Annotated in this window: 21 protein-coding genes; 9 read left to right on the top strand and 12 right to left on the bottom strand. The window is 41.0% G+C overall.

All coding sequences use genetic code 11. The features are described from left to right. Positions 1-3 precede the first annotated feature (3 nt). The 3 genes from BK584_RS20550 to BK584_RS25435 form a co-directional block, all read right to left on the bottom strand. On the bottom strand, positions 4-1,017 hold the full coding sequence (locus tag BK584_RS20550; RefSeq protein WP_078394320.1) for a FecCD family ABC transporter permease: 1,014 nt from the start codon (positions 1,015-1,017) through the stop codon (positions 4-6). Beyond that, the gene (locus BK584_RS20545) at positions 1,014-2,060 is read right to left on the bottom strand and encodes a FecCD family ABC transporter permease (protein ID WP_078394319.1); all 1,047 of its coding nucleotides are present in this window, start codon (positions 2,058-2,060) and stop codon (positions 1,014-1,016) included. The genes BK584_RS20550 and BK584_RS20545 overlap by 4 nt, the downstream gene beginning before the upstream one ends. Before the next feature lie 136 nt (positions 2,061-2,196). Beyond that, positions 2,197-2,322 carry a hypothetical protein gene (locus tag BK584_RS25435; RefSeq protein ID WP_281255770.1) on the bottom strand — a complete coding sequence of 42 codons (126 nt, stop codon included), beginning with the start codon at positions 2,320-2,322 and terminating at the stop codon, positions 2,197-2,199. A gap of 134 nt (positions 2,323-2,456) precedes the next feature. Here BK584_RS25435 and BK584_RS20540 point away from each other — a divergent pair, with 134 nt between their 5' ends. The 3 genes from BK584_RS20540 to BK584_RS20530 all read left to right on the top strand — a co-directional run bounded on the left by BK584_RS20540 (position 2,457) and on the right by BK584_RS20530 (position 5,157). Next, positions 2,457-3,794: an MATE family efflux transporter gene (locus tag BK584_RS20540; RefSeq protein WP_078394318.1), complete on the top strand. Its 1,338-nt coding sequence runs from the start codon at positions 2,457-2,459 to the stop codon at positions 3,792-3,794. Positions 3,795-3,805: 11 nt separating this feature from the next. Continuing rightward, the gene (locus BK584_RS20535; protein ID WP_078394317.1) at positions 3,806-4,102 is read left to right on the top strand and encodes a hypothetical protein; all 297 of its coding nucleotides are present in this window, start codon (positions 3,806-3,808) and stop codon (positions 4,100-4,102) included. 155 nt (positions 4,103-4,257) lie between these two features. Continuing rightward, positions 4,258-5,157 (top strand): hydroxymethylglutaryl-CoA lyase, encoded by a 900-nt coding sequence (locus BK584_RS20530; protein ID WP_078394316.1) that lies wholly within the window; start codon positions 4,258-4,260, stop codon positions 5,155-5,157. 169 nt (positions 5,158-5,326) lie between these two features. On the opposite strand, the gene BK584_RS24275 is transcribed toward BK584_RS20530, so the two are convergent. Together BK584_RS24275 and BK584_RS20525 are read right to left on the bottom strand one after the other, a co-directional pair. Further along, positions 5,327-5,491 (bottom strand): DUF2197 domain-containing protein, encoded by a 165-nt coding sequence (locus BK584_RS24275; RefSeq protein ID WP_139365723.1) that lies wholly within the window; start codon positions 5,489-5,491, stop codon positions 5,327-5,329. A 168-nt stretch (positions 5,492-5,659) separates the two neighbouring features. After that, complete coding sequence (locus tag BK584_RS20525; RefSeq protein ID WP_245808921.1) at positions 5,660-6,556, bottom strand: aldose 1-epimerase family protein; 897 nt, start codon at positions 6,554-6,556, stop codon at positions 5,660-5,662. Between the two features lie 129 nt (positions 6,557-6,685). Here BK584_RS20525 and BK584_RS20520 point away from each other — a divergent pair, with 129 nt between their 5' ends. Continuing rightward, entirely contained in the window at positions 6,686-9,103 is a 2,418-nt protein-coding gene (locus BK584_RS20520) for a penicillin acylase family protein (protein WP_078394314.1), read from the top strand. Between the two features lies 1 nt (position 9,104). Beyond that, positions 9,105-9,569 carry a DinB family protein gene (locus BK584_RS20515; protein ID WP_078394313.1) on the top strand — a complete coding sequence of 155 codons (465 nt, stop codon included), beginning with the start codon at positions 9,105-9,107 and terminating at the stop codon, positions 9,567-9,569. 206 nt (positions 9,570-9,775) lie between these two features. On the opposite strand, the gene ade is transcribed toward BK584_RS20515, so the two are convergent. The 3 genes from ade to BK584_RS20500 form a co-directional block, all read right to left on the bottom strand. Next, the gene (gene ade / locus BK584_RS20510; protein ID WP_078394312.1) at positions 9,776-11,494 is read right to left on the bottom strand and encodes an adenine deaminase; all 1,719 of its coding nucleotides are present in this window, start codon (positions 11,492-11,494) and stop codon (positions 9,776-9,778) included. Between the two features lie 182 nt (positions 11,495-11,676). Continuing rightward, on the bottom strand, positions 11,677-11,985 hold the full coding sequence (locus BK584_RS20505) for a YerC/YecD family TrpR-related protein (RefSeq protein ID WP_078394311.1): 309 nt from the start codon (positions 11,983-11,985) through the stop codon (positions 11,677-11,679). 83 nt (positions 11,986-12,068) lie between these two features. Next, the gene (locus tag BK584_RS20500) at positions 12,069-13,811 is read right to left on the bottom strand and encodes an adenine deaminase C-terminal domain-containing protein (RefSeq protein WP_078394310.1); all 1,743 of its coding nucleotides are present in this window, start codon (positions 13,809-13,811) and stop codon (positions 12,069-12,071) included. A gap of 110 nt (positions 13,812-13,921) precedes the next feature. Between BK584_RS20500 and BK584_RS20495 the strand changes: the two genes are divergently transcribed. Next, positions 13,922-14,158, top strand: a complete 237-nt coding sequence (locus tag BK584_RS20495; protein ID WP_078394309.1) for a YgaP family membrane protein — start codon at positions 13,922-13,924, stop codon at positions 14,156-14,158. A gap of 167 nt (positions 14,159-14,325) precedes the next feature. Here BK584_RS20495 and BK584_RS20490 read toward each other — a convergent pair whose 3' ends face one another. From BK584_RS20490 to BK584_RS20475, 4 genes are all read right to left on the bottom strand, one after another. Next, complete coding sequence (locus BK584_RS20490; protein WP_078394308.1) at positions 14,326-14,607, bottom strand: hypothetical protein; 282 nt, start codon at positions 14,605-14,607, stop codon at positions 14,326-14,328. Positions 14,608-14,800: 193 nt separating this feature from the next. Further along, a complete protein-coding gene (locus BK584_RS20485) occupies positions 14,801-15,724 on the bottom strand; it encodes a glycine betaine ABC transporter substrate-binding protein (RefSeq protein WP_078394307.1) in 924 nt (307 codons plus the stop codon). A gap of 67 nt (positions 15,725-15,791) precedes the next feature. Further along, a complete protein-coding gene (locus BK584_RS20480; protein ID WP_078394306.1) occupies positions 15,792-16,631 on the bottom strand; it encodes an ABC transporter permease in 840 nt (279 codons plus the stop codon). Further along, a complete protein-coding gene (locus tag BK584_RS20475; protein ID WP_078394305.1) occupies positions 16,600-17,817 on the bottom strand; it encodes a quaternary amine ABC transporter ATP-binding protein in 1,218 nt (405 codons plus the stop codon). Before BK584_RS20475 ends, BK584_RS20480 begins: the two co-directional genes overlap by 32 nt. Positions 17,818-18,068: 251 nt before the next feature. On the opposite strand from BK584_RS20475, the gene BK584_RS20470 reads away from it, so the two are divergent. The 3 genes from BK584_RS20470 to BK584_RS20460 all read left to right on the top strand — a co-directional run bounded on the left by BK584_RS20470 (position 18,069) and on the right by BK584_RS20460 (position 20,720). Then, the gene (locus tag BK584_RS20470; protein WP_078394304.1) at positions 18,069-18,611 is read left to right on the top strand and encodes a GbsR/MarR family transcriptional regulator; all 543 of its coding nucleotides are present in this window, start codon (positions 18,069-18,071) and stop codon (positions 18,609-18,611) included. Between the two features lie 88 nt (positions 18,612-18,699). Next, a complete protein-coding gene (locus tag BK584_RS20465) occupies positions 18,700-19,494 on the top strand; it encodes a hypothetical protein (RefSeq protein ID WP_078394303.1) in 795 nt (264 codons plus the stop codon). Positions 19,495-19,709: 215 nt separating this feature from the next. Continuing rightward, entirely contained in the window at positions 19,710-20,720 is a 1,011-nt protein-coding gene (locus tag BK584_RS20460; RefSeq protein ID WP_078394302.1) for a mannonate dehydratase, read from the top strand. Positions 20,721-20,724: the final 4 nt, after the last annotated feature.

Below are 20,724 nucleotides of genomic sequence, written 5' to 3'. Positions count from 1 at the left end.
CTCCTATGGCGTTCTCATTAACAAATACAAAAAGTAAGGCGCTCCAAGAATAGCAATCACAATGCCGACTGGTATTTCAGACGGCGCGAGTAAGTTTCGCCCAATCATATCAGCCGTAAGTAAAATCAATGCACCTGTCAAAGCAGCAGCTGGGATCAGTACTTCATGCCTCGGACCAACGAGGCGACGTGCAATATGTGGTGCAACTAAACCAAGAAAAGCAATTCCTCCACCAACAGCTACTGAGACAGCAGCAAGACTAACAGCTAAAATAAGCAGCGTTCGTCTTTCCCGCTCAAGCGGGACTCCTAATGAAACCGCTGACTGCGTGCCAATTTGCATAACGTTTAATGTTCTTGCTTTATAAAAAGCAAGTGGTATAAGAATAAGAATCCAAGGCAACACGGCCCAGACATACGTCCACGTAGTCCCCCATATACTTCCCGTTAACCAAATCGTCGCCTGCATAAAATCGTTTGGTTCCATCCGTAATTGTATGACGATGAGCAAAGCGCTAAATGCAGCATTTAAACCGATTCCAACTAAGATCAGCCTAACGGGTGTGATTCCTTGTTTCCAAGCAAGCACATAAATGAGAATAGCAGCAACTAACGCTCCAATAAGCGCAAAAAATGGCATGATGAAAACGGAAAAGCCACCTAATCCAGTTAACGACCCTTGAAAGAAGAAAATAAAGATAACTACAGCGAGTCCCGCTCCCGTATTAATCCCTAAAATTCCTGGATCAGCGAGGTCATTTTGCGATATGCTTTGTAAAATTGCTCCAGATACAGCAAGTCCCGCGCCAATTAATAACGCAATAACCATGCGTGGCAGCCTGAATTCAAACAGGACCAATGCATCCCGTTCGGTTCCATACCCAAACAATGTCCGCACAACTTGCGTTGGACTAATTTGAATTGCGCCAGTTTGCAGGCTAACAAAGAAAAGGACAACAATCGCAACGATGAGCATACCCATAATGGTTGTCGGTCGCTTTAAAAATGTTTTTTTCATTTCAGGCCTCTCCCTTCACGACGTGCTAAATAAAGGAAGAAAGGGACCCCGATTAAAGCAGTCATCGCTCCAACCGGCGTTTCATAAGGTGCATTAACAAGTCTTGCCGCCAAGTCAGCGGAGACAAGTAAAAGAGCACCGAGTACAGCTGAACAAGGAATAATATAACGATAATCAACGCCTACTAGCCCTCTCGTAATATGAGGGATAACGAGCCCAATAAAGCCAATTGCCCCCGCAACCGCTACTCCAGCTCCAGTAAGAAGCAAAACTACAATAACACCTAGTGTTTTTATTAATAAAATACGCTGCCCGAGTCCACGAGCTACATCTTCACCTAAACTTAACACGGTCACCGAGCGGGACAGTGCGAAGGCAAATCCTAAACCAACAATCGCTACAGGGATAATCAAACGTATGTTATACCAGTTCATCCCTGCTAGACCACCAGCAAACCAAAAGCTAATATCTTGAGCAACGTTAAAATGAATGGCAATGCCTGATGATATGGCACTTAAAAATGCCCCAACCGTTACACCTGCGAGTGCTAATTTCGCCGGAGAGAGTCCTCCGCGAGCAAGCGATCCAACAGCAAAAACAAAAGCAGCACCTGCTCCAGCTCCAATAAATGCTGCAAACATTAGGCTTACACCAGAGACACTTGCTCCAAACGCGAACATAATCGCTATTGCAAGAGCAGCGCCGTCCATAACCCCCATAATAGATGGCTCGGCTAGCGCATTTCGCGTCATCCCTTGCATAATTGCGCCAGATACAGCGAGAAAGCTGCCAACGAGTGCAGCGCCAAGCGCACGTGGGAGACGAATTTCTTGAATAATTTGATGATCCGTTATCGATTGATCAAATTGAAAAACAGCCTGCCAGACGGTTTTAAGATCAATCTGCGCCGCCCCATATGAAATGGAAAAAAGAAGAGCGACAATAAGAAGAGCAAGCCCGATAAGTCCGACAAAAACTGCACCAAGCGGCTTAGACTTTTCTTTTGCTTTCTCTAAAGTTGTTTCGGCTGATTGTTTGCCCATATCTTTTACCCTTTTTTTCGTTCATTTATAATAGTATTGATAATCATTATCATACATGAAAGATTGAAAAGGGTAAACAACAAAAAAACCAGTATCAACTGGTTACGGCTACAAATTTTTATTTTTTCTTCTCTTTTTATGAAATAAATAGCACATAACTTAAAAGAATGATGCCAACCCATAAAGGAATGCTGATTGCAAGTGCCCACCCTGCGCCTACTACCATATTCTCGCCTGTCTCATATTGCATGTCATCTTCCATATCGAGCGCCTCCTTCTTCTTGATGCTTTCATTATATGCTTTTACTATTTAGATACTATGAAGCAAACATTAAGATACTGTAAGGATTCTACCCATGTTAAACTAATTATACAAAGCACGAAGGGATCTTTTTAATGAAGCAAAATCAATTGGATTTCACTAATGGACCTTTATTAAAACAATTAATTGTCTTTTCCGGTCCAATTATGATAACGAATCTGTTGCAAACGTCCTACCAATTAGTCGACAGCCTTTGGATAGGTAATCTTCTTGGGGGGAACGCCCTCGGATCAGTCGCTATTGCTGGCACTATTTTATTCACTGTCCTCTCACTCGTGCTCGGTTTAAACAACGCCGTATTAACAATACTCTCACAGCAGCGGGGGCGGAAAGATGAACAAGGTTTAATCAAGTACTTAAATGCGTTTATGGTGCTATTTGCTTTTTTATCCCTTTTATTAAGCGCACTCGGCATTCTGCTTGCTCCTACCATTCTTTTGCTACTTGGAACTCCTGAATCAATGATGGAGGGAGCTTTAGCTTACTTACAAATCCATTTTCTCGGGTTGATCTTTTTAGTTGGCTACAATTTTATTTCAACTGTTTTACGTGCACTTGGAGACAGTAAAACACCATTGAAAATTGTCGGACTTGCCGTTGGACTTAATATTGTCCTTGATCCGGTGTTTATTGCAGTATTCAACTTAGGCATTGAAGGAGCCGCCTATGCTACACTACTATCACAGGGATTCGCTTTTCTCTATGGCGGGTACACAGTTTACAAGAACAATCGTATGCCCATTCCAAAGGCAAGCATTCCAGCAAAAGAAGAAATTGCACTCATTTTTCGGTTAGGGATTCCAGCGTCATTACAAATGGTCGTTATCTCGGCTGCTCTTGCAGCGATTATGGGCACCGTTGCTTCTTTTGGTGAAACGGCAGTCGCTGGATTCAGCGCGGCACAGCGCCTCGACAGTCTCATTATGCTTCCAGCTGCTGCGCTTGGTACAGCCGTTAACAGCATGGCAGGCCAATTGATTGGTGCAAATGCTCCATTACGGCTAGCCAAGCTTGCCAAAACAGCTGCTATCTATAATTTAGCATTAATGTGTATTGTCGCCTTAATTATTCTTCTACTTGCAGAGCTAGGTGTACGCTTGTTTATTCAAGACGAAGAAGCAGTTGCATTTGGTCGTAACTACTTGCAAATGATTGCATTTTGTTATCCGTTTCTTGGGTTAAACTTTGTTTTAAACGGAATCGTCCGCGCTGCCGGCGCAATGTACCAAGTGCTTGTCTTAAATATTCTTTCGCTCTGGGTGTTGCGATATCCTTTAACAACTTTGTTTTCCGCTTGGTTTGGAGAATCAGGCATTGCACTTGGTATGGGTGCAAGCTTTGTTTTAAGTAGTTTATTTGCTTATTTGTATTATCGCTATGGAAAATGGCGGGAAAAGAAATTATTTACGTAAGGAGCTTACACATGTCTGAAAACAATAAGAAAAAAGAACGTCCTACTTTTTTAATGATGGTTTATATGTGGCTATTTGTTCTCGTAGCCCTCGTGAATATTGTGGGAATCACCTCGCAGAATTTGTATCAAAGTATTTTTCCATTTTTTATCGTATCGCTCTTAAATATCGTCTTAGTCGCCCTTCTTATTTTACAGGCGCTAAAAACAGAAAGCGTGAGAGAACAACGGCTATCCATCATTTATTTAATTGCTGTAGTCATCATTGCGGCGGTAAGTTTTTTCAGATACTTGGCGATGCAAGCATAAATGAAGTAAAAGAGGAACAGCTGCGCAGGCATGTTCCTCTTTTCTATTTCTATGCACCAACTTCTATTTGAATGCTACTTGTTACTTCAAAAGATTCAGTTCTTATATGCTATACTTGCTACATCTACCAATCTCTATTTAAAGGAGTTGTTTTCATGATTACGATTTGTGAAGTTGGTGTTCGTGATGGTTTGCAAAACGAGTCGACCTTGCTCTCTACTGAACAGAAAGTAGACATGTTATCGATGCTAACGGATTCAGGCGTCACTGATTTGGAAGCGGTTTCTTTCGTGCACCCAAAACATGTCCCCGCAATGGCAGATGCCGAAGAAGTCCTTCTTTCTTGGGATAGACCGGCAGGAATTGAAGTAGCAGGACTTGCGTTAAATGAGCGCGGCATTCAACGAGCCCTCCATTCAACCATTACGAAGCTACACGTCTCAATGGCTGTGAGCAATGCATTCAATCAGAAGAACTCAAATTGCTCGGTTGAAGAAGGACTCGCTAATTTGCTCCCTAACGTTCAAGAAGCAGCAGAAGATATTTCTGTCACAGCAATTTTAGCTACTTCATTTGGATGTCCCTTTAGTGGCAAAGTGAATGAAATGGACGTTTTATCAATGACAGAAAAGTTTTTACATGCTGGAGCAAGCAAGATTGTACTTGGTGATACAACCGGCATGGCCAATCCCTATCAAGTGAAACAACTTGTTCGTCTCTTTTATAGCCAATTTGGCGAGAACATACCGCTCGGGCTGCATTTTCATAATACCCGTGGTCTTGCTCTTGCAAATGTACTTGCAGGCTATGAAGCTGGGGTAACTCATTTCGACGCTTCCCTCGGCGGGCTTGGTGGATGTCCATATGCACCACTTGCAGTAGGCAATGTTTGTACCGAAGATTTGGTTCATATGTTCCACGAGATTGATGTGACTACCGGTATTAATTTAGACAAATTACTCACCTCAGCGCGCACGGTCGAATCGTGGTTCCCCAAATCATTGCCAGGTATGGTGATGAAAGCAGGAAAACGTTCAGAGCTTGCACGTAGTTAATCATGAGAACGAAAAAAAGACCTTTGAACAGGTCTTTTTTCTAATAACAATCGCTTGCCGTATAAGCTCGAAATGTAGCATGTAAAAAGAGAATGAGGTGAAACACTGAAAAAGGGTTTTATTAAAACATGACTACACCACATAACATGATCTGCCTTCTATTTTTCTATTATCCAAAAAACTGCTTCTTTGCATCTCGTTCAATCTGTTCCACGCACTCTTGACACATCCGTTGTTCAGACGGATTTTCTTTATACTCTTTATAAAGCTTTGACCCTTCCATAATCTTATAATCTTGCTTACATGTAATGCACCGAATTGTATAAAAGATCATTGCAACACCCCCATATTTATCGATGTATACATCTATCTTTCTCCTTAAATTATTCGAATCCTCTGACTAACATTGACGAAATCGTGACATTACAGAACGGGCAGCGACCGAGGGGCTATCCTATACCAAAAATAAAACCAGCTTTCCTCTGAAAGCCGGTTTTTATCATTACGTAAACGTCATCGTATAAGACGCTCTAAACGATTCATACGCTTGAAGCGTTTGAATCCCTTTTTTCTTTGATAGTTCACCGCTTGTATTGGCGGTATCTGCAAGTCCAAACCATGGTTCGATACACACAAATGGTGCAATGCTTTGGTCTTCATCATTATACTTCGACCATACTCCAACATACGGAAAGTCGGGGAATTGAACGGTAATTTGTTCTGTTTCATCTTCTGTTGATCGGAGTGTAATATTATTTGCATTCTCATAAATTAGCGCATCAGCCGCGAATAAATGGTCGGTTAGTGAGAGGGTTGTTGCAACGGTTTCTTGCTGCTTTTCTTGAACGAAACCACCTTCTAATTCAAATTGCTTCATCTCTTCACTTGGCTGTATGTGCAATTCATAATCAGCAAGTTGTTCACCTTCACGAAACGGGACATTGAAAGCAGGATGGGCACCAATGGAAAAATACATTGGCTCATTGTTATCATTGGAGACTTTCCAGCTGACCTTCAATGTGTTGCCTTCTAACGTGTATGTGATATAAACAGTGAATTCAAATGGATATACATCCGCAAACTGGTTCGATGATTCAAAATGAAACAAAGCTTCTTCCTTTTTTAATGTGTTTGTCACAAATACTTGATCGCGCAGAAATCCGTGTTGAGGTAAGTTATATGTATCCCCTTTATGGGTGTACTGATTATCCTTCAGCTTACCAACGATTGGAAACAGTACAGGTGATACCCTGCCCCAATACGCTGGATCACCCTCCCACATCAGTTGTTTTTTTCGACCTTTATTCCAGATGCTACGAATTTCTGCTCCTTTATTTGCAATTTCTACTAGAAGATGCTCATTTTCAATTAAAATCATTGTACCCATCCTCTCCTTCATTCGTTCTCTATCCCCTCTAGTATGAAGGATTGTCTGGAAAACGCAAATAAGAATGCAGGATTCAGCCTACCCGTTTCCGAATAAAATAGTGTAAGCGTTCTCTTTTTACATAATGATAGGGGGATTTTGATGGAAACAGCACCAAGACAGGGCCGAAGAAAAAAACGGATATCTATAAAGCGAGTGCTTTTAATTGGAGTTACGGGAATTATTGTTCTACTCGCAGCAACTGCAATATGGGGGTATGTACAACTAAAAAAACCATTACCTCAAACGAGCGGTGAGATTTCCCTCTCCGGACTCTCAAATGAAGTGGATGTGTACCGGGATGCTCAAGGCGTTCCTCATATTGAAGCACAAACGGATGAAGATTTGTATTTCGTTCAAGGATATGTCACAGCACAGGATCGTTTATTTCAAATGGATTTAAGCAGACGCCAAGCCTCTGGTCAGTTAGCCGAGGTCATAGGTGCCTCCATGCTCGACCAAGATCGCTTTTTTCGTACGTTTGGATTGCGCCGAGCCGCTGAAGCTTCTGCGGCAGCTTACGACGAAGAGACCTACTCTTATTTGGAATCGTATGCCGCAGGTGTCAATGCGTATATGGAACAAGCAATAACAGCAGGTGAGCTACCTCTAGAGTTTCGGTTAGCAGGATATGAACCCACTCCTTGGGAACCACTTGATTCACTAACAATTGGAAAATTCATGGCTTATGATTTAGGTGGGAACTGGCAAGGACAGGCATTTCGTTACTGGCTCGCACAAAATGTTACTGATGCGGAAGCAATTGATTTACTTCCCGTTTATCCAGAAGATGGACCGGTCATCTTAGATGTAGCAAAATCGATTCCAATTGATGTCGGAACCGCCTTTGGTTCAACAGCAGACTATTTGCCACATCCTTTTAACGGTAGCAACAACTGGGTGCTGTCAGGTGAGAAAACGGCATCAGGTGAACCATTGCTTGCAGATGATCCACACTTAGGTCTTGCGACGCCAAGCATTTGGTATGAGACCCATTTATCTTCCCCATCCGTTAATGTTACTGGCGTTATCTTTGCAGGTGTCCCAGGGATCATTTTAGGTTCCAATGAATCCATTGCTTGGGGCGTCACCAATGTAGGACCAGATGTGCAACAATTGTATTTTGAACAGCGTCATCCGGAAGATCCACACCAATTTTTGTATGATGATGAATGGTATGAAGCAGAAGTTATTACAGAAGAGATTCAAGTGGCAGACGACGATCCAGTAACGCATGAAATTGTTTTAACAAAAAATGGTCCAATCTTATCTGATTATGCACATTTAAATGATGAAGAAGATTACGCACTCTCGATGCGCTGGACAGCTTATGAAGCAACAACCGAGCTTCAAGCCGTTATCGGATTTAATCGCGCGAATGATTGGGATTCATTTGAAGCAGCCTTAAGAAACTTCCAGGCTCCTGCACAGAATTTTGTTTTTGCTAGCACAGATGGAACAATTGCTTACCGAGCGAATGGGTTAATTCCAATTCGACCAAGCGGGGATGACGCCCTTTTACCTGTTCCTGGTTGGGATTCTGAATACGAATGGGAAGGGTATATTCCTTGGGATGAATTACCGACAATGATCGATCCAGATTCAGGTTATATTTCTACCGCAAATAACCAAATTGCAGGCGATGATTACCCATATCACTTAACCCACACTTGGGCCCAACCATACCGTCATCAACGCATTCTAGATGTACTTCAGGAAAAAGATGATCATACGGTAGAAGATATGCAGGCGTTGCAAATGGACGCTGTTAATCTCCAAGCTGCCGAATTTATCCCTCTATTAACAGATGCTTTGTCTGAAGAAGAATTACGAAAAATCGATTATTCTGCACTTTCCATGCTGCGTTCTTGGAACCAAATCGATTCACGTGAGGAAGCCGGTCCGCTTCTGTTTCATTTTTGGATTGAGGAGCTTACCGACCTATTATTTTCAGAGAGAATCCCTGAAGAAGTCTCTGAGTTGTTTGATGGACGAGCAAATATTGTTGACGAACTGCTTCGCGCAGCGTCAACAGGAAAACCTGGTCCGTGGGTAGAAGAAGCAGGAGGACTCGAACAGTTAGCATCGTCAAGCTTTACCCGTGCAGTTGATCGTGCCACTGATTTACAAGGAGATACCCCAGAAGACTGGAAATGGGGCGATTATCACCAAGTGATTTTTAACCATCCCCTTGCAGCTATCTCACCACTTAACTACTTACTTAATGCAGAAGCGCTCCCGGTTGATGGTAGTCGAATTACAGTAAAAGCAGCAGGGTACAACAGTGAAACGGGTGCTGTAACACATGGAGCTGGTTGGCGTGGGGTAATGGACCTAGCTAATTTATCAGAAACTTTTCATATCGTTGGTCCAGGCCAATCAGGGCATGTTACAAGTGACAGCTACCATTCTCAACGTACAGCGTGGGTCGAGGGCGACTACCATCGTACTTCCATTCAGTCTGAATCGTACCAAGAAAATAGTGATCAGCTTAAACTATTACCAAAGGAGAGTGAGTGATATGAATTTACGAGAAACATTGTTGATGCAATTGAAAGCCAATCATCATACAAACGGCTGGTTTGTATCGCTAATGGAAGCTATTAAAGAATTGGATCAAGCAAAAGCCACTTACAAACCCAACCCAAAAACAAATAGTATTTGGGAGACGCTCAACCATTTAATTTATTATAATGAGCGTTACTTAAAAAGGTTTCTTGGTGAAGAATTACCGAATCATCACCTTAACTCAAATCAAGATACATTCACTAATCTAGAAAATCGTTCTCTGGAGGAAACCATTAAAAAAGTGGATGGCATTTATCATAGATGGGAAGAAGCACTAAACCAAACAACTGATCAAAATTTCGAGAGTTGGCATCAAGAGATCGCCCACCTCACTATCCATAATGCGTATCATATTGGTCAAATTGTTTACTTACTAAAAGCGCAAGAAAAATGGGACGAACGCAACGGTGTTCATTAAAAAAGATGGTGCAGTTTTAAGTGGAGATTTCACTGCCCGTTCACGTGGGATAAACGACTTGTTTTATATTGATGAACAAAAAAAGATAGTCAACTCGTTTGAAAATGTTTCTCTAACTTTAATTAACCCAAAATACCTCTGAGATAAATCTCAGAGGTATTTTGTCTAAAGTCAGAGATGGTGCATACATACATGCACCATCTTTTTTATTGTGTAAGAAAAGAAAAGCTGTTTACATCAAACAATCCTTTTGATGTTAATTTAATCGAAGGGATAACGGGAAGAGCTAAAAATGCCAGCGTCAAAAACGGATCTACTTTTTCGTTGTATCCTATTTCCAAAAGCGCTTTTTGTAGCTCATTCAATTGTTTTTTTACTATGGGAACCGGTTCGATTGACATCAGTCCACCTAATTGAAGTGGCATGGATGCAAGCACCTGATCTCCCTTTACAATTGCCATACCACCGCCAATTTCGGCTACATGGTGAATCGCATGATAGAGACTCCTGTCATCAGCACCACAGGCTATAATGTTATGGGAATCGTGGGCAACCGTTGCTACGATTGCTCCTTCAGAAAAGGCTAGACCTTTCACGATACCTAGACCGATATGACCAGTTGCGTGATGGCGTTCGACAACAACAAGTTTTAAATGACCTGAACCTGGTTGAAATACCCCATTAGTTGCCTCCACTCGTTCAACTAATTTCTCTGTGACAATGGAACCAAGCTTCGCTTTTATAACTGGTGTCGCCTCCGAATTTGTTAACCGTAAAGAAAGATCTTCAATCGTAAATGGCGCTACATGCATACTTTCTAACAACTTTTCCGGCACGGGAATTGGTTCTCGAATTGGCTCTACTAACTTTCCTTGTTCGGCAACAAGCTGCCCATTTACATAAACAGCATCTACTTGAAAAGCGTCTAAATCAGATACCAATAGAAATGTCGCTTCTTTACCAGGAGCAACCGCACCTTTTTTGTCCAATTTAAAACACTCTGCAGCATTTAATGAGCCGATTTGAATGGCTTGTAATGGGTTCATTCCGAGCTTAATCGCTTTCCGTACATTAAAATCGACACTGCCCTCCTCGATCAAATCATCAAGATGTTTATCGTCCGTTGCAAATGCAAAGCGACGGGCATTCGCTGATGTCACAGCCGGTAACAATGCTTCCACATCACGAGCAGCTGTTCCTTCTCGCATTAATACGTAAAACCCACGCTGCACTCGTGCTAACGCTTCTTCTGCAGTTACGGCTTCATGATCATTTTCAATCCCAGCAACGCGATACGCATTTAACGCCGCTTCATTCAAGCCTGCGGCGTGCCCATCCACAGCAGCCCCGAATGTGTTCGCCAGCTCAATTTTTTTTAGCATTTCTTCATCACCATTTAAAACAGCTGGGAAGTCCATCACTTCTCCTAATCCATACGCACCCCCATCTCGAAAAAGTCGCTCAGCATCAGAACTTGTCAATACTGACCCGTTTTCCTCAAATGAAGCAGCTGGCACACTTGATGGAACCATCATCTTCACATCTAGTGGTAAATTCGTTGATGCACGCAACATATACTCGACTGCCTCAGCACCAGCAACATTCGCTAGTTCATGTGGATCAGCAATAACTGTCGTCACACCTTTTGGAAGAAGGACACTCGCAAAATCTTCAGGACGAACCATCGCTGACTCAATATGGACATGGCCATCAATTAAAGCGGGGCTTATGTACTTTCCTTTTATATCAATGATTTCATTTGCTTCTGTATAATCACCAATTCCAATGATCTCTCCATCTGTTATTGCAACGGAAGCTTCATAAATAGAACAAGTATATACATCAATAATTTTTCCATTTATAAGGAGCGTATCACATGGCTTTTGCATGCTAGCTCCAGCCAATTTTCGTTTTACTTGTTTCATACTAGTCTCCTTTGTTTTTATCGTCTATTGTAGCGGATTGCACCAAGCGACGCCATCTTTTTCTCAATATCAAAATTGGAAGACTTATTAAAACCTTACTTCTTTTTTTCTGATTGAATAATGGAATCGCCTAAAATAGTCATAATAAAAACGACCCTACTTATGTAGAGTCGTTTTCCTTGTTATTCTTGTGTTTCCTCTTGTGCTTCAATCCGATCAAGTGTCAATCGATAAGCATCATTACCATAGTTTAAACAACGTTTCACTCTCGAAATAGTCGCTGTGCTGGCCCCGGTTTCGGTTTCAATTTTATGGTAAGTGTAGCCATCTCGAAGCATGCGAGCTACTTCAAGCCGTTGTGCTAACGATTGAATCTCATTAATTGTACACAAGTCATCAAAAAACTCATACGCTTCCTCTAAGTTTTTCAGGGCCAAGATCGAATTAAATAATTGATCTAGCTCTTTGCCGCGTAATTTATTGATTTGCAAACAGTGTCACACCTTTCGAGTATTGTGCCATCTCTACGATGCGGGTAAATTTTAAAGTGGTAAAGCATCAAAGTACTTTTATTCTACCGCATAATCGCTGGAAATAAAATTCTTTTCTTTCGAACATCGTAGATTCCACGTTGTGTTACTCGAATATAAGGCAAATGCGTCGAAGAAAAGAACTGCAAACTGTAAATTGGATCTTCATGTGTATAACCACGAGCACGCAGTTTGTTCACAAACGACCGCTCTTGTTCCATAATCTCTTCCATCGATGCATCCGACATCATGCCGAGTAAAGGCAATTGAATTTGATCAATGACTTCATCATTCTCAACGAGCACCAGTCCGCCACCTTGCTTTTTTAATTCATTAAACGCTTGCACCATTGACCTGAGTGATTTTCCGATTAAAATGATATCTCCTGTGTAGTTATAGGAACTTGCAAGACCCATCACTGACGTTGAAAACCCTTTTAGAGTGGTTGTGACAAGCCATTTACCTTTTTTATCAATCATTGCAAAAAACGATTCATCATGATCCGTACTAAGCTCACTTGCTGCCGTTTCTAACATCGTCTGATATGGCTTTAAAATAACGGCATTAGTCATCTCAATTCCCATTGGCATTGAAAAGTGCAACTCTTCTTCTTTTAATTCCCAATCAATCTTAATTGGCTCAATGCCATAATCTTTCCAGTTAAATGGTGCTTCCTTCTCCACTGGCTGACCATCGCGCATAACCCACTGCCCTTTTGCTAACACACTAATCGGAGTTGGGTTGTTTTTATCACTCAAGAAGTTTAAGTGTGCGATGCGCCCAGGTGCAATCATCCCTAACTTATGATCAACATTGTAGTATCGAGCGACATAATAAGTGACCATCCCATACGCATCAACTGGATCAAGGCCAGCATCAAGTGCAATCTGAATACACTGATTCATAACACCTTCTTCATAGAAAGAAGGCGGTGAACCATCTGTTGTCATTAAGCAACGCCCAAAGTAATCCACTCCAAGTTCCCTTAACTCTTCAAATAAGCGAGGCAAATCTGGTCGAATTGACGAATGACGCAATGAGACTGTATAACCTAAATCAAGCCGACGTACAACCTCTTCACCAGTAATCGCTTCATGATCGCAAGTGACCCCAAGTAGTGCCATTTGAGATAACGTTTTTTCCGAAGCACCAGGTAAATGACCTTCAATTGGCTTGCGCAATCTTGTTGTTTCTTGCATCCAATGTAAGATTGTATCATCACCTTGCAACACTTTTGGCCAAGACGTTAACTCTCCACCTTGAACAACTAAATGATGCTCAAGCCAAGCTTTAATTTTAGAGTTCGAAAACATCTCATCCTTTAATAATTCCGATTGTGAATCATAACGAGTCCACCAATACATCGTTGTCGGTAATTCTTCCAGTTTCTCAATTAAAGAAAGCGCTTTCTTTTTTTCTAAGTTCAAAAAATAAACTAGGTTGTCATTGATCAGTGTAGTCGTTCCTCTTTCCGATGCATACTTCGCCAAGCTATGGGGATTATACAATTGGAAAGGGTGGGCGTGATGTTCAATATATCCTGGGACAATGTATTGATTCTTACAGTCAACGACCTCTGCATCACCTAACAATTCCGGCATCTCTTTACCAACGTATACAATTTGATCATCAGCAATCCATATATTTGCTTCGATCCATTTACGTCGTGCGTGATTTAAATAGGTTGCATCTTTTAATACAAGCGTTGGTGGGCGTTCACCTTTCACAACACTTAAGTGCTCACGCAACCGTGTTTTGGTCCAACGATGTATTCGCTCTGTTGTCATGTTCATCACTCATTTCATCTACTCAATCTTAGTTTTATCTTACCATATTTATGTCAGTTCATTCGCATAAAATGTGACATTTCTTCACATCTTTTTTAGGAGGTTTATTTATGGAGAAGAATTTGAATCTAAACCAAGCACTTTGCCGACTTGCAGCTGGTCTTGCTATTCTTACCTTCGCAGGTGCGAAACGATCTCGTCAGCCTTCTATTTTTTCATTCGCATTGGTTTGTTGTGGAGCACTTAAAACAGCAGAAGGCATACTACGTTACTGTCCTCTTATTTCAATACGTAGACGAAAACTTCATACTCACAAGCAACCAGCCGATACAATAAATCCATCTTGAATTCATTTTAACAAACGATTCTGTTTAATTCAAACAAAACCACTCGGAAAAATATATTTTTCTTAAAATATGACTTTATTGCGGCACTAAATAGCGGCACGCAAAGCCTTTAACCATCTCCCCACAAAAAATAAGGCTGCCAGTAAACTGGCAGCCTTATTTTTCACCTAATACGCTAATAAATCCCCTATTAATCGGTACAAACTAAAAAACAACAAATACCCACCGCTAACAAGAAAAAACGGATTTAAAAAAAGAGAATGAATAGAAGTCATAAACACCGTTTCATTACTAATAATACTAAAAATGGCGTAAGAAACAATCCCAGCGAAAATGAGCAAAGAAACAACAGCCATTAAAGAAAATAATCGATCTAAGAACCGATTTCGCCCTAGAAAATACATACAAAGTGAGACAATTAAGTAAAAACCTGCTACAAGTGCACTCATTGTTATCACCCTTTCATTATCCGCATTTTGCCCTTATAACGACTCAAAGATACGAGGATAACAAGAAAAACTGCAACGACGTTTCTCACGTAGTTCGTATTTTTCGTTTTACTACAATTCGCTGTTTGCATGGTTGCTAGCTATTGGTTATATAAAAATCCCCCCGGACTTAGCCAGAGGGGTAGAAAGCAGCCTATTCAGCTGTTGGAAGTTGATCAATTGAATCAATATCCATATATTCAGGAACAACAAGACCAATAACAGCACCTTCAAGGTTTGGTCCAAGATCCTCCATTTGATCTCCAAGATCATCCATGTAATTACTGTGTGTTAATGGTAACCAAGCAGCAACACTTGCATCAGCCTCACCATTCGCTAGTGCTTGGAACATGAATGCCGGCTCAAGATCAGTTAGTGATACATTGTAACCTACTTCTTCAAGAACAGCAGCAATAACATTTGTAGAAGCAATTTCAGTTGCCCAGTTAACAAGTGTTAATGAAATATCTACATTATCCACTTCATCAACACCAGCAATCCACTCATCCACTGTGTCGCGGTTGTCTTCAATCCAATTTAATGCAGCGTCACGGTCATCCGTGCCTTCTTCGATATCGAGCATAACTGTTTCCATATCTTCTGGTTCCCAGAAGAAGTTATCAAGTACTTGATATGCTTCAGGCATATCTTCTTGTAAACCTGTGCGAGTTAACGTGTTGATGTTTTCTCCATCACCAAATACGTTCTCTGGATCTTCTAAGTACTTAAGATCAAATGCTTCAAATTTCCAATGAGGTGTCCAACCTGTTACAACAACTGGCTCGTGATTGCTAATTGCTGTATCAAGGACTTGCGTCATATACGCGCTTCCCATGTCATCTAATTCTAAATCAAGATTATATTCTTCAATTGCATTTTCTGTTGCAGTCATAACACCAGAACCAGGCTCGATCCCTGTAATACTTGTTAAGTTTTCTGCAATATCTTCTTGCGAAAGCATATCCGCTTCATCTTCAACGGATCCTTGCCCAGTATCATTGTTATCGTCTGAGCCACAAGCTGCAAGCGTTACAGCGAGTGTCAAACCTGTTGTCATACCTACGTGTTTCCAATTCATATAAAAGCCCCCTAAGCTTATGATTGATATATGTGAAGAGGGCTTAATGCCCTCTGACCACCTGCAATTAACCTTCTTTTTTTGTGCTGAAACTTTGTGTTAAACGGTCCAAAATAATGGCTAAAACAACGATCGCAATCCCGGCTTCAAATCCGGCTGCAATGTCATTTTGACCAACCGCGCGATAAACACTTCGGCCAATACCTGTTGCTCCAATCATCGCGGCAATAACAACCATTGATAGAGCAAGCATGATTGTTTGGTTAATACCAGCCATCATTGTGCCACGTGCCATCGGCAATTGGACTTTAAAAAGCTTTTGAGCGCCAGTTGACCCAAATGCATCTGCTGCTTCAATTAATTCTGTTGACACTTGGCGTATACCAAGGTTTGTCATCCGAACTGTTGGCGGCATCGCAAAAATAACGGAAGCGACAATCCCTGGTACCATCCCAACGCCAAAGAAAGCAACCGCAGGGATTAAATAAACAAATGCCGGCATTGTTTGCATAAAATCAAGAATCGGTTTAACAATCGCTTCAATCCGATTGCTTTTCGCCATCCAAATACCAAATGGCACACCGATGATCATCGATATAATACCTGCTGCCAGTACAATTGCTAATGTATCGAGCATTTCAGTCCAAAAGCCTAAACTATCAATAAATACTAAACCAATAATGACAAAGACGAGTAAGCCCCATTTTCCACGGTTTAATAAATAGGTTAATGCTCCAATAATGATAATAAAGAGCCAGCTTGGAGGAAGAGCAACTAACCAATAAATGGCATCAAACAATCCCTCAATCGCTGTGTAAATTCCGTCAAACAACCAACCCGCATTTTGCAGCCAGTCGATAAATGCTTCAATCCAACTACCTATTTCCAGACGGGGTAGAAAATCCATTAAAATCAACCTCACTTCCCGATAACGCCCCAAGAACAGCGCTTCTTACGATGATTCCTTGCAATTTATTATTAGAGAGAACGACAAGTGGCACTGTACTCATTGATAGTTGGTCCATAAGTTCATTAAGTGGCGTATCTTTTTCAACGATCGGTACATCGGTGACAATAATGCTTTCTAATGAATTTATATTTTGTTTAATAAGTTCAGAAACGTCACTTGCATGGACGATGCCAACAAGTTCTTTATTCCGTTTTGTAACGTATATACTCGAAATACCAGCTTCTTTCATTCGTTGCAAAGCAACCCTTGGGCCGTCTTTTTCTAACTTAACGGATTCTGGACGAATCATTACATTTTCAGCAGTAAAGACTTTCGAACGATCCACATCTTCAACAAATCGTTCAACATAGTCATTTTCGGGCTGAGTTAAGATTTCTTCCGGTGTACCAATTTGTACAATAGAACCATCTTTCATGATCATTATGCGATCACCAATTCTCAGCGCTTCATCCAAATCATGCGTAATAAAAATAATCGTACGATTCATTTTTTCTTGCAAGTCTAAAAGTTCATCTTGCATATCTTTACGAATAAGCGGATCAAGCGCCGAAAATGCTTCATCCATAAGAAGGACGTCTGGATCATTTGCAAGTGCTCGCGCAAGTCCCACACGTTGTTGCATCCCGCCTGATAGTTGATCAGGATAACTATCCTCGTATCCTTTTAAGCCAACAAGCTCCAATGATGTTTGTGCAGTTTTTCTCCGTTCCGATTTATCAATGCCCTGTACTTCAAGCCCATACTCGACATTTTCGATTATCGTTCGATTAGGGAATAAACCGAATTTTTGGAACACCATGCTCATTTTTTTCCGCCGAACTTCACGCAAGTTTTTTGCGTCCATTTTTGCTAAATCTTCGTCATCAATCCAAACGCTGCCAGTCGTTGGTTCAATCAGACGATTTAATAACCGAACAATTGTTGATTTTCCGCTTCCAGACAAGCCCATAATTACGAATATTTCTCCGTCTTTTACATCAAAGCTTGCTCTGTCAACACCGACAGTGAGACCGGTTTCTTCTAAAATCTCCGGCTTCTTTTTCCCTTGTGCTAACATGTCTAGAGCTCGTTTAGGTTTCTTCCCAAACACTTTCGTTAAGCCCTCAACTTTAATTTTCGACAAGTTTTTCCACCTCTTTACTTAATTCGTGCTTCTTTATGACCATGTAACTATACCCTATTTATAAAAAACTAATCAAACAGTGCATAGCTTTTTATTAGTCTGAATTAATTGTTCAGTTTATACTGAACAGATTGACCTTCTACCATACTTACAAATCCTCCAGAATGCTAACTCATCCTGCTGTCCCCCTTAGTTTTAGCTTTTTTCTTATTTTGTTACACTTTACTCATCGCTTTAACTGGAGGAATTTTATGGAATCTGGACATACGCTTGAGTGTGATGATGAAAGGCTGCAACTGATTAGGGAGACATTTATTCACGAGTTATCAACAAATCTTCATCTATATGGAATGACGGAATCCGTTGGACGTCTTTATGGCACGCTCTTATTTGAAAAAGATGCGTTAACATTAGATGAAATGAGCCATCAACTCGGGATGAGTAAAACAAGCATGAGTACCGGCATCCGCCAACTCGTTGACGCTAATATGGCCAAAAAAGTTTGGCAAAAAGGCGTACGAAAAGATTTATACACAGGTGAAAACGATTGGTATGAGTCATTTGTCGCCATCTTTACTAAACAATGGCGCCATGCAGTAGAAAGCAATAAAAAAGCGAGTTCACAAATGGAACACAACTTAATTGAGTTAAAAAACAACGCCCCCGAACTAACAAAAGAAATTGAGACAGATTTATCTAAGGTGCAACATGCAAATGACTATTATGAATGGCTTGAACAATTCATTGAATTTCTAGAAAACGGAGACATTTTCAACTATATCCCGAAAAAATGATAGCTTGGCAACCTAGCTGTCACATGTCAGCTAGGAATGTTTTGTATATTTTGTATGTTCTGTATAATCAGTGTAAAAGGAGGGTTTAATGAAAGCGGTTCGGCCAACTTCAACCACTCTCGCTGCTTGGGCACAACACTTTGTGCCCAAGCAAGACTTTTTTTTCTTGAACAAACGGGATCTTCCCCCTTTCATTCCCTACATAAAAGACGTTTTAATCATCCCGAGACAGGAATTTCACAACCATCCAGCATCTGCTGACGTCCAGCTTGCTTCTTGCTTTGCATTTTGGCAAATCTCGAAGCAGGCTGACAACGTTATCCTTGCTAACCCCTCTTGGCTCGAGAACATGCCTTTTCAACAACGAAAACAACTTCTGTCCTTGCAACATGCATACAGTCGCGGACTTGTGCTGTCCCTATCTTACTTCCGCGAAGCATGCATTGATGAAGAATTTATCGTCTCTGATTCAGTTGTCATTCAAGCCGCTATGTGGGAACGCCAAACCCTCGATCAAAAACAAGCGATCTTATTTCAATATGCTCAGGAATGGGACAACTGGATCTGTGACACTATTCCAAAAAAATTGCCCGACCATTTGCTCGGAGTCGTCAATACTTTTCCCGAAAAAAGCGGGGCAAATTGTTTAGCAGCCGTCCTGTTTGCTATTTCAGCAATTGAATGGATTTTATCTGAATGGGTTCATCCAGGAACATTTTTCACTTATTTAAAAACAGCCGCTTATGTCGCAATAGAAGACACCCCTCAGCAAGATGACGTCACCATCTGGACGAATGCAAACGAAGATATCCCACATGCCGCTTATTGTGTGACAGCGCAGCTTTTCTTTAACAAAAACGGACAAACACCATTTAATCCCTGAAAGATGACAAATAATGATGCCTTACGTCAAGAATGGGGCCACTTGCACGCAACAACCTACCGGATTGTTCGTTAGTCCAAAACGCTGTATTATCTTATCAGATATTAGGAAGATAATTTGGAACGAGAAAACAGAGCTAAGAAGTAGATAATTGTTGACGCTTCTTTTTGTTTGTCTTACAATTATAATATATTATTTAATTTTGGAGGGTCTCAATGAAAATATCTGTTACGACAACCAAATTTGATTTAACTGATGGAGACTTAAAGCAAATGAGTCAGCTAGGTATTGATTGTGTTGATTTTGGAACTGGTTCATCTTTTCCGGGAGTAAAAGAACAAGGTTTCCCCGATTTAGATGCATTATTAAAAATGAAAAAAAGGATTCGTTCTTTCGGGTTGGATATTAACCGCGTTACTCTTCCTAACCTTTCTCTTGATTATATGAATAACGTGGATGGTAGCATTTCTGAAATCGACAATTCTGTAAACGCTATCAAGGTTTTTGGTGAAGCAGGTATTCCTATTGTACGACAGAGATTTTCTGGGGATACTTACAACCATTTGACTCAAAGTTATAAAGCACGCCAAAGGGGTGGTGCCTTAGCTAGAGGAGAGAGCTTAATTTTAAGCAATGAACCCTATTCAGTACCTGGTCTCGAATCCCAAGAAAAATATTGGGAGCGCTTTCTACTGGCTTATCAACATCTAGTGCCTGCTAGTGAAGATGCCAATGTAAAATTAGGAATGCATCCCTCTGACTCCCCGCTTCAAGGCACTCCATTTGGCGGACTTGGTTATCGTCGAATTATTGATGAATTTCCAAGCAAAAATGTTGGCTATATTTATTGTATCGGCACCCGGTCTGAAGAAGGTGGAAGCTCTCTAGTAACGGACGAGTTAAATCAATATGGCAGAAAAAACCGTTTATTTTTAGTTCATTTTCGCAATGTAAGAGGATCACTTCCTACTGCTGGAGCATTTGAGGAAGCATTGCTCGATGACGGTGATATGAATATGTTTAAGCTGCTACTTGAGTTAAAAAAGGTCGGCTTTGATGGTTGTTTGAATCCGGATCACGTACCCGTTCTTGAAGGAGACAGTCCTGATTTGGACAAAAACTGGGCCCATTCCAACATCGGATGGAGCTATGGAAGTATTGGTTTTGCCTATTCAATTGGCTACATCAAGGCTCTACTTACTGCTTTAACTGAATTTGAAGGCTAAGCAA

This window comes from Shouchella patagoniensis, from assembly GCF_002019705.1.
Classification (GTDB): Bacteria; Bacillota; Bacilli; order Bacillales; family Bacillaceae_D; genus Shouchella; species Shouchella patagoniensis.
Note: the sequence above shows the minus strand (reverse complement) of the source record. Positions and strands in the feature narration are given on the sequence as shown.

What these genes read in the sequence shown, in the direction of transcription:
- BK584_RS20535 (WP_078394317.1), top strand. Translation starts at nt 3,806, where the DNA reads ATGTCTGAAAACAATAAGAAAAAAGAACGTCCTACTTTTTTAATGATG.
- BK584_RS20490 (WP_078394308.1), bottom strand. Translation starts at nt 14,607, where the DNA reads ATGAGTGCACTTGTAGCAGGTTTTTACTTAATTGTCTCACTTTGTATG.
- BK584_RS20480 (WP_078394306.1), bottom strand. Translation starts at nt 16,631, where the DNA reads ATGGATTTTCTACCCCGTCTGGAAATAGGTAGTTGGATTGAAGCATTT.
- BK584_RS20495 (WP_078394309.1), top strand. Translation starts at nt 13,922, where the DNA reads ATGGAGAAGAATTTGAATCTAAACCAAGCACTTTGCCGACTTGCAGCT.
- BK584_RS20500 (WP_078394310.1), bottom strand. Translation starts at nt 13,811, where the DNA reads ATGACAACAGAGCGAATACATCGTTGGACCAAAACACGGTTGCGTGAG.
- BK584_RS20550 (WP_078394320.1), bottom strand. Translation starts at nt 1,017, where the DNA reads ATGAAAAAAACATTTTTAAAGCGACCGACAACCATTATGGGTATGCTC.
- BK584_RS20470 (WP_078394304.1), top strand. Translation starts at nt 18,069, where the DNA reads ATGGAATCTGGACATACGCTTGAGTGTGATGATGAAAGGCTGCAACTG.
- BK584_RS20515 (WP_078394313.1), top strand. Translation starts at nt 9,105, where the DNA reads ATGAATTTACGAGAAACATTGTTGATGCAATTGAAAGCCAATCATCAT.
- BK584_RS20545 (WP_078394319.1), bottom strand. Translation starts at nt 2,060, where the DNA reads ATGGGCAAACAATCAGCCGAAACAACTTTAGAGAAAGCAAAAGAAAAG.
- ade (WP_078394312.1), bottom strand. Translation starts at nt 11,494, where the DNA reads ATGAAACAAGTAAAACGAAAATTGGCTGGAGCTAGCATGCAAAAGCCA.
- BK584_RS20485 (WP_078394307.1), bottom strand. Translation starts at nt 15,724, where the DNA reads ATGAATTGGAAACACGTAGGTATGACAACAGGTTTGACACTCGCTGTA.
- BK584_RS20460 (WP_078394302.1), top strand. Translation starts at nt 19,710, where the DNA reads ATGAAAATATCTGTTACGACAACCAAATTTGATTTAACTGATGGAGAC.
- BK584_RS20540 (WP_078394318.1), top strand. Translation starts at nt 2,457, where the DNA reads ATGAAGCAAAATCAATTGGATTTCACTAATGGACCTTTATTAAAACAA.
- BK584_RS24275 (WP_139365723.1), bottom strand. Translation starts at nt 5,491, where the DNA reads ATGATCTTTTATACAATTCGGTGCATTACATGTAAGCAAGATTATAAG.
- BK584_RS20530 (WP_078394316.1), top strand. Translation starts at nt 4,258, where the DNA reads ATGATTACGATTTGTGAAGTTGGTGTTCGTGATGGTTTGCAAAACGAG.
- BK584_RS20520 (WP_078394314.1), top strand. Translation starts at nt 6,686, where the DNA reads ATGGAAACAGCACCAAGACAGGGCCGAAGAAAAAAACGGATATCTATA.
- BK584_RS25435 (WP_281255770.1), bottom strand. Translation starts at nt 2,322, where the DNA reads ATGGAAGATGACATGCAATATGAGACAGGCGAGAATATGGTAGTAGGC.
- BK584_RS20525 (WP_245808921.1), bottom strand. Translation starts at nt 6,556, where the DNA reads ATGAAGGAGAGGATGGGTACAATGATTTTAATTGAAAATGAGCATCTT.
- BK584_RS20465 (WP_078394303.1), top strand. Translation starts at nt 18,700, where the DNA reads ATGAAAGCGGTTCGGCCAACTTCAACCACTCTCGCTGCTTGGGCACAA.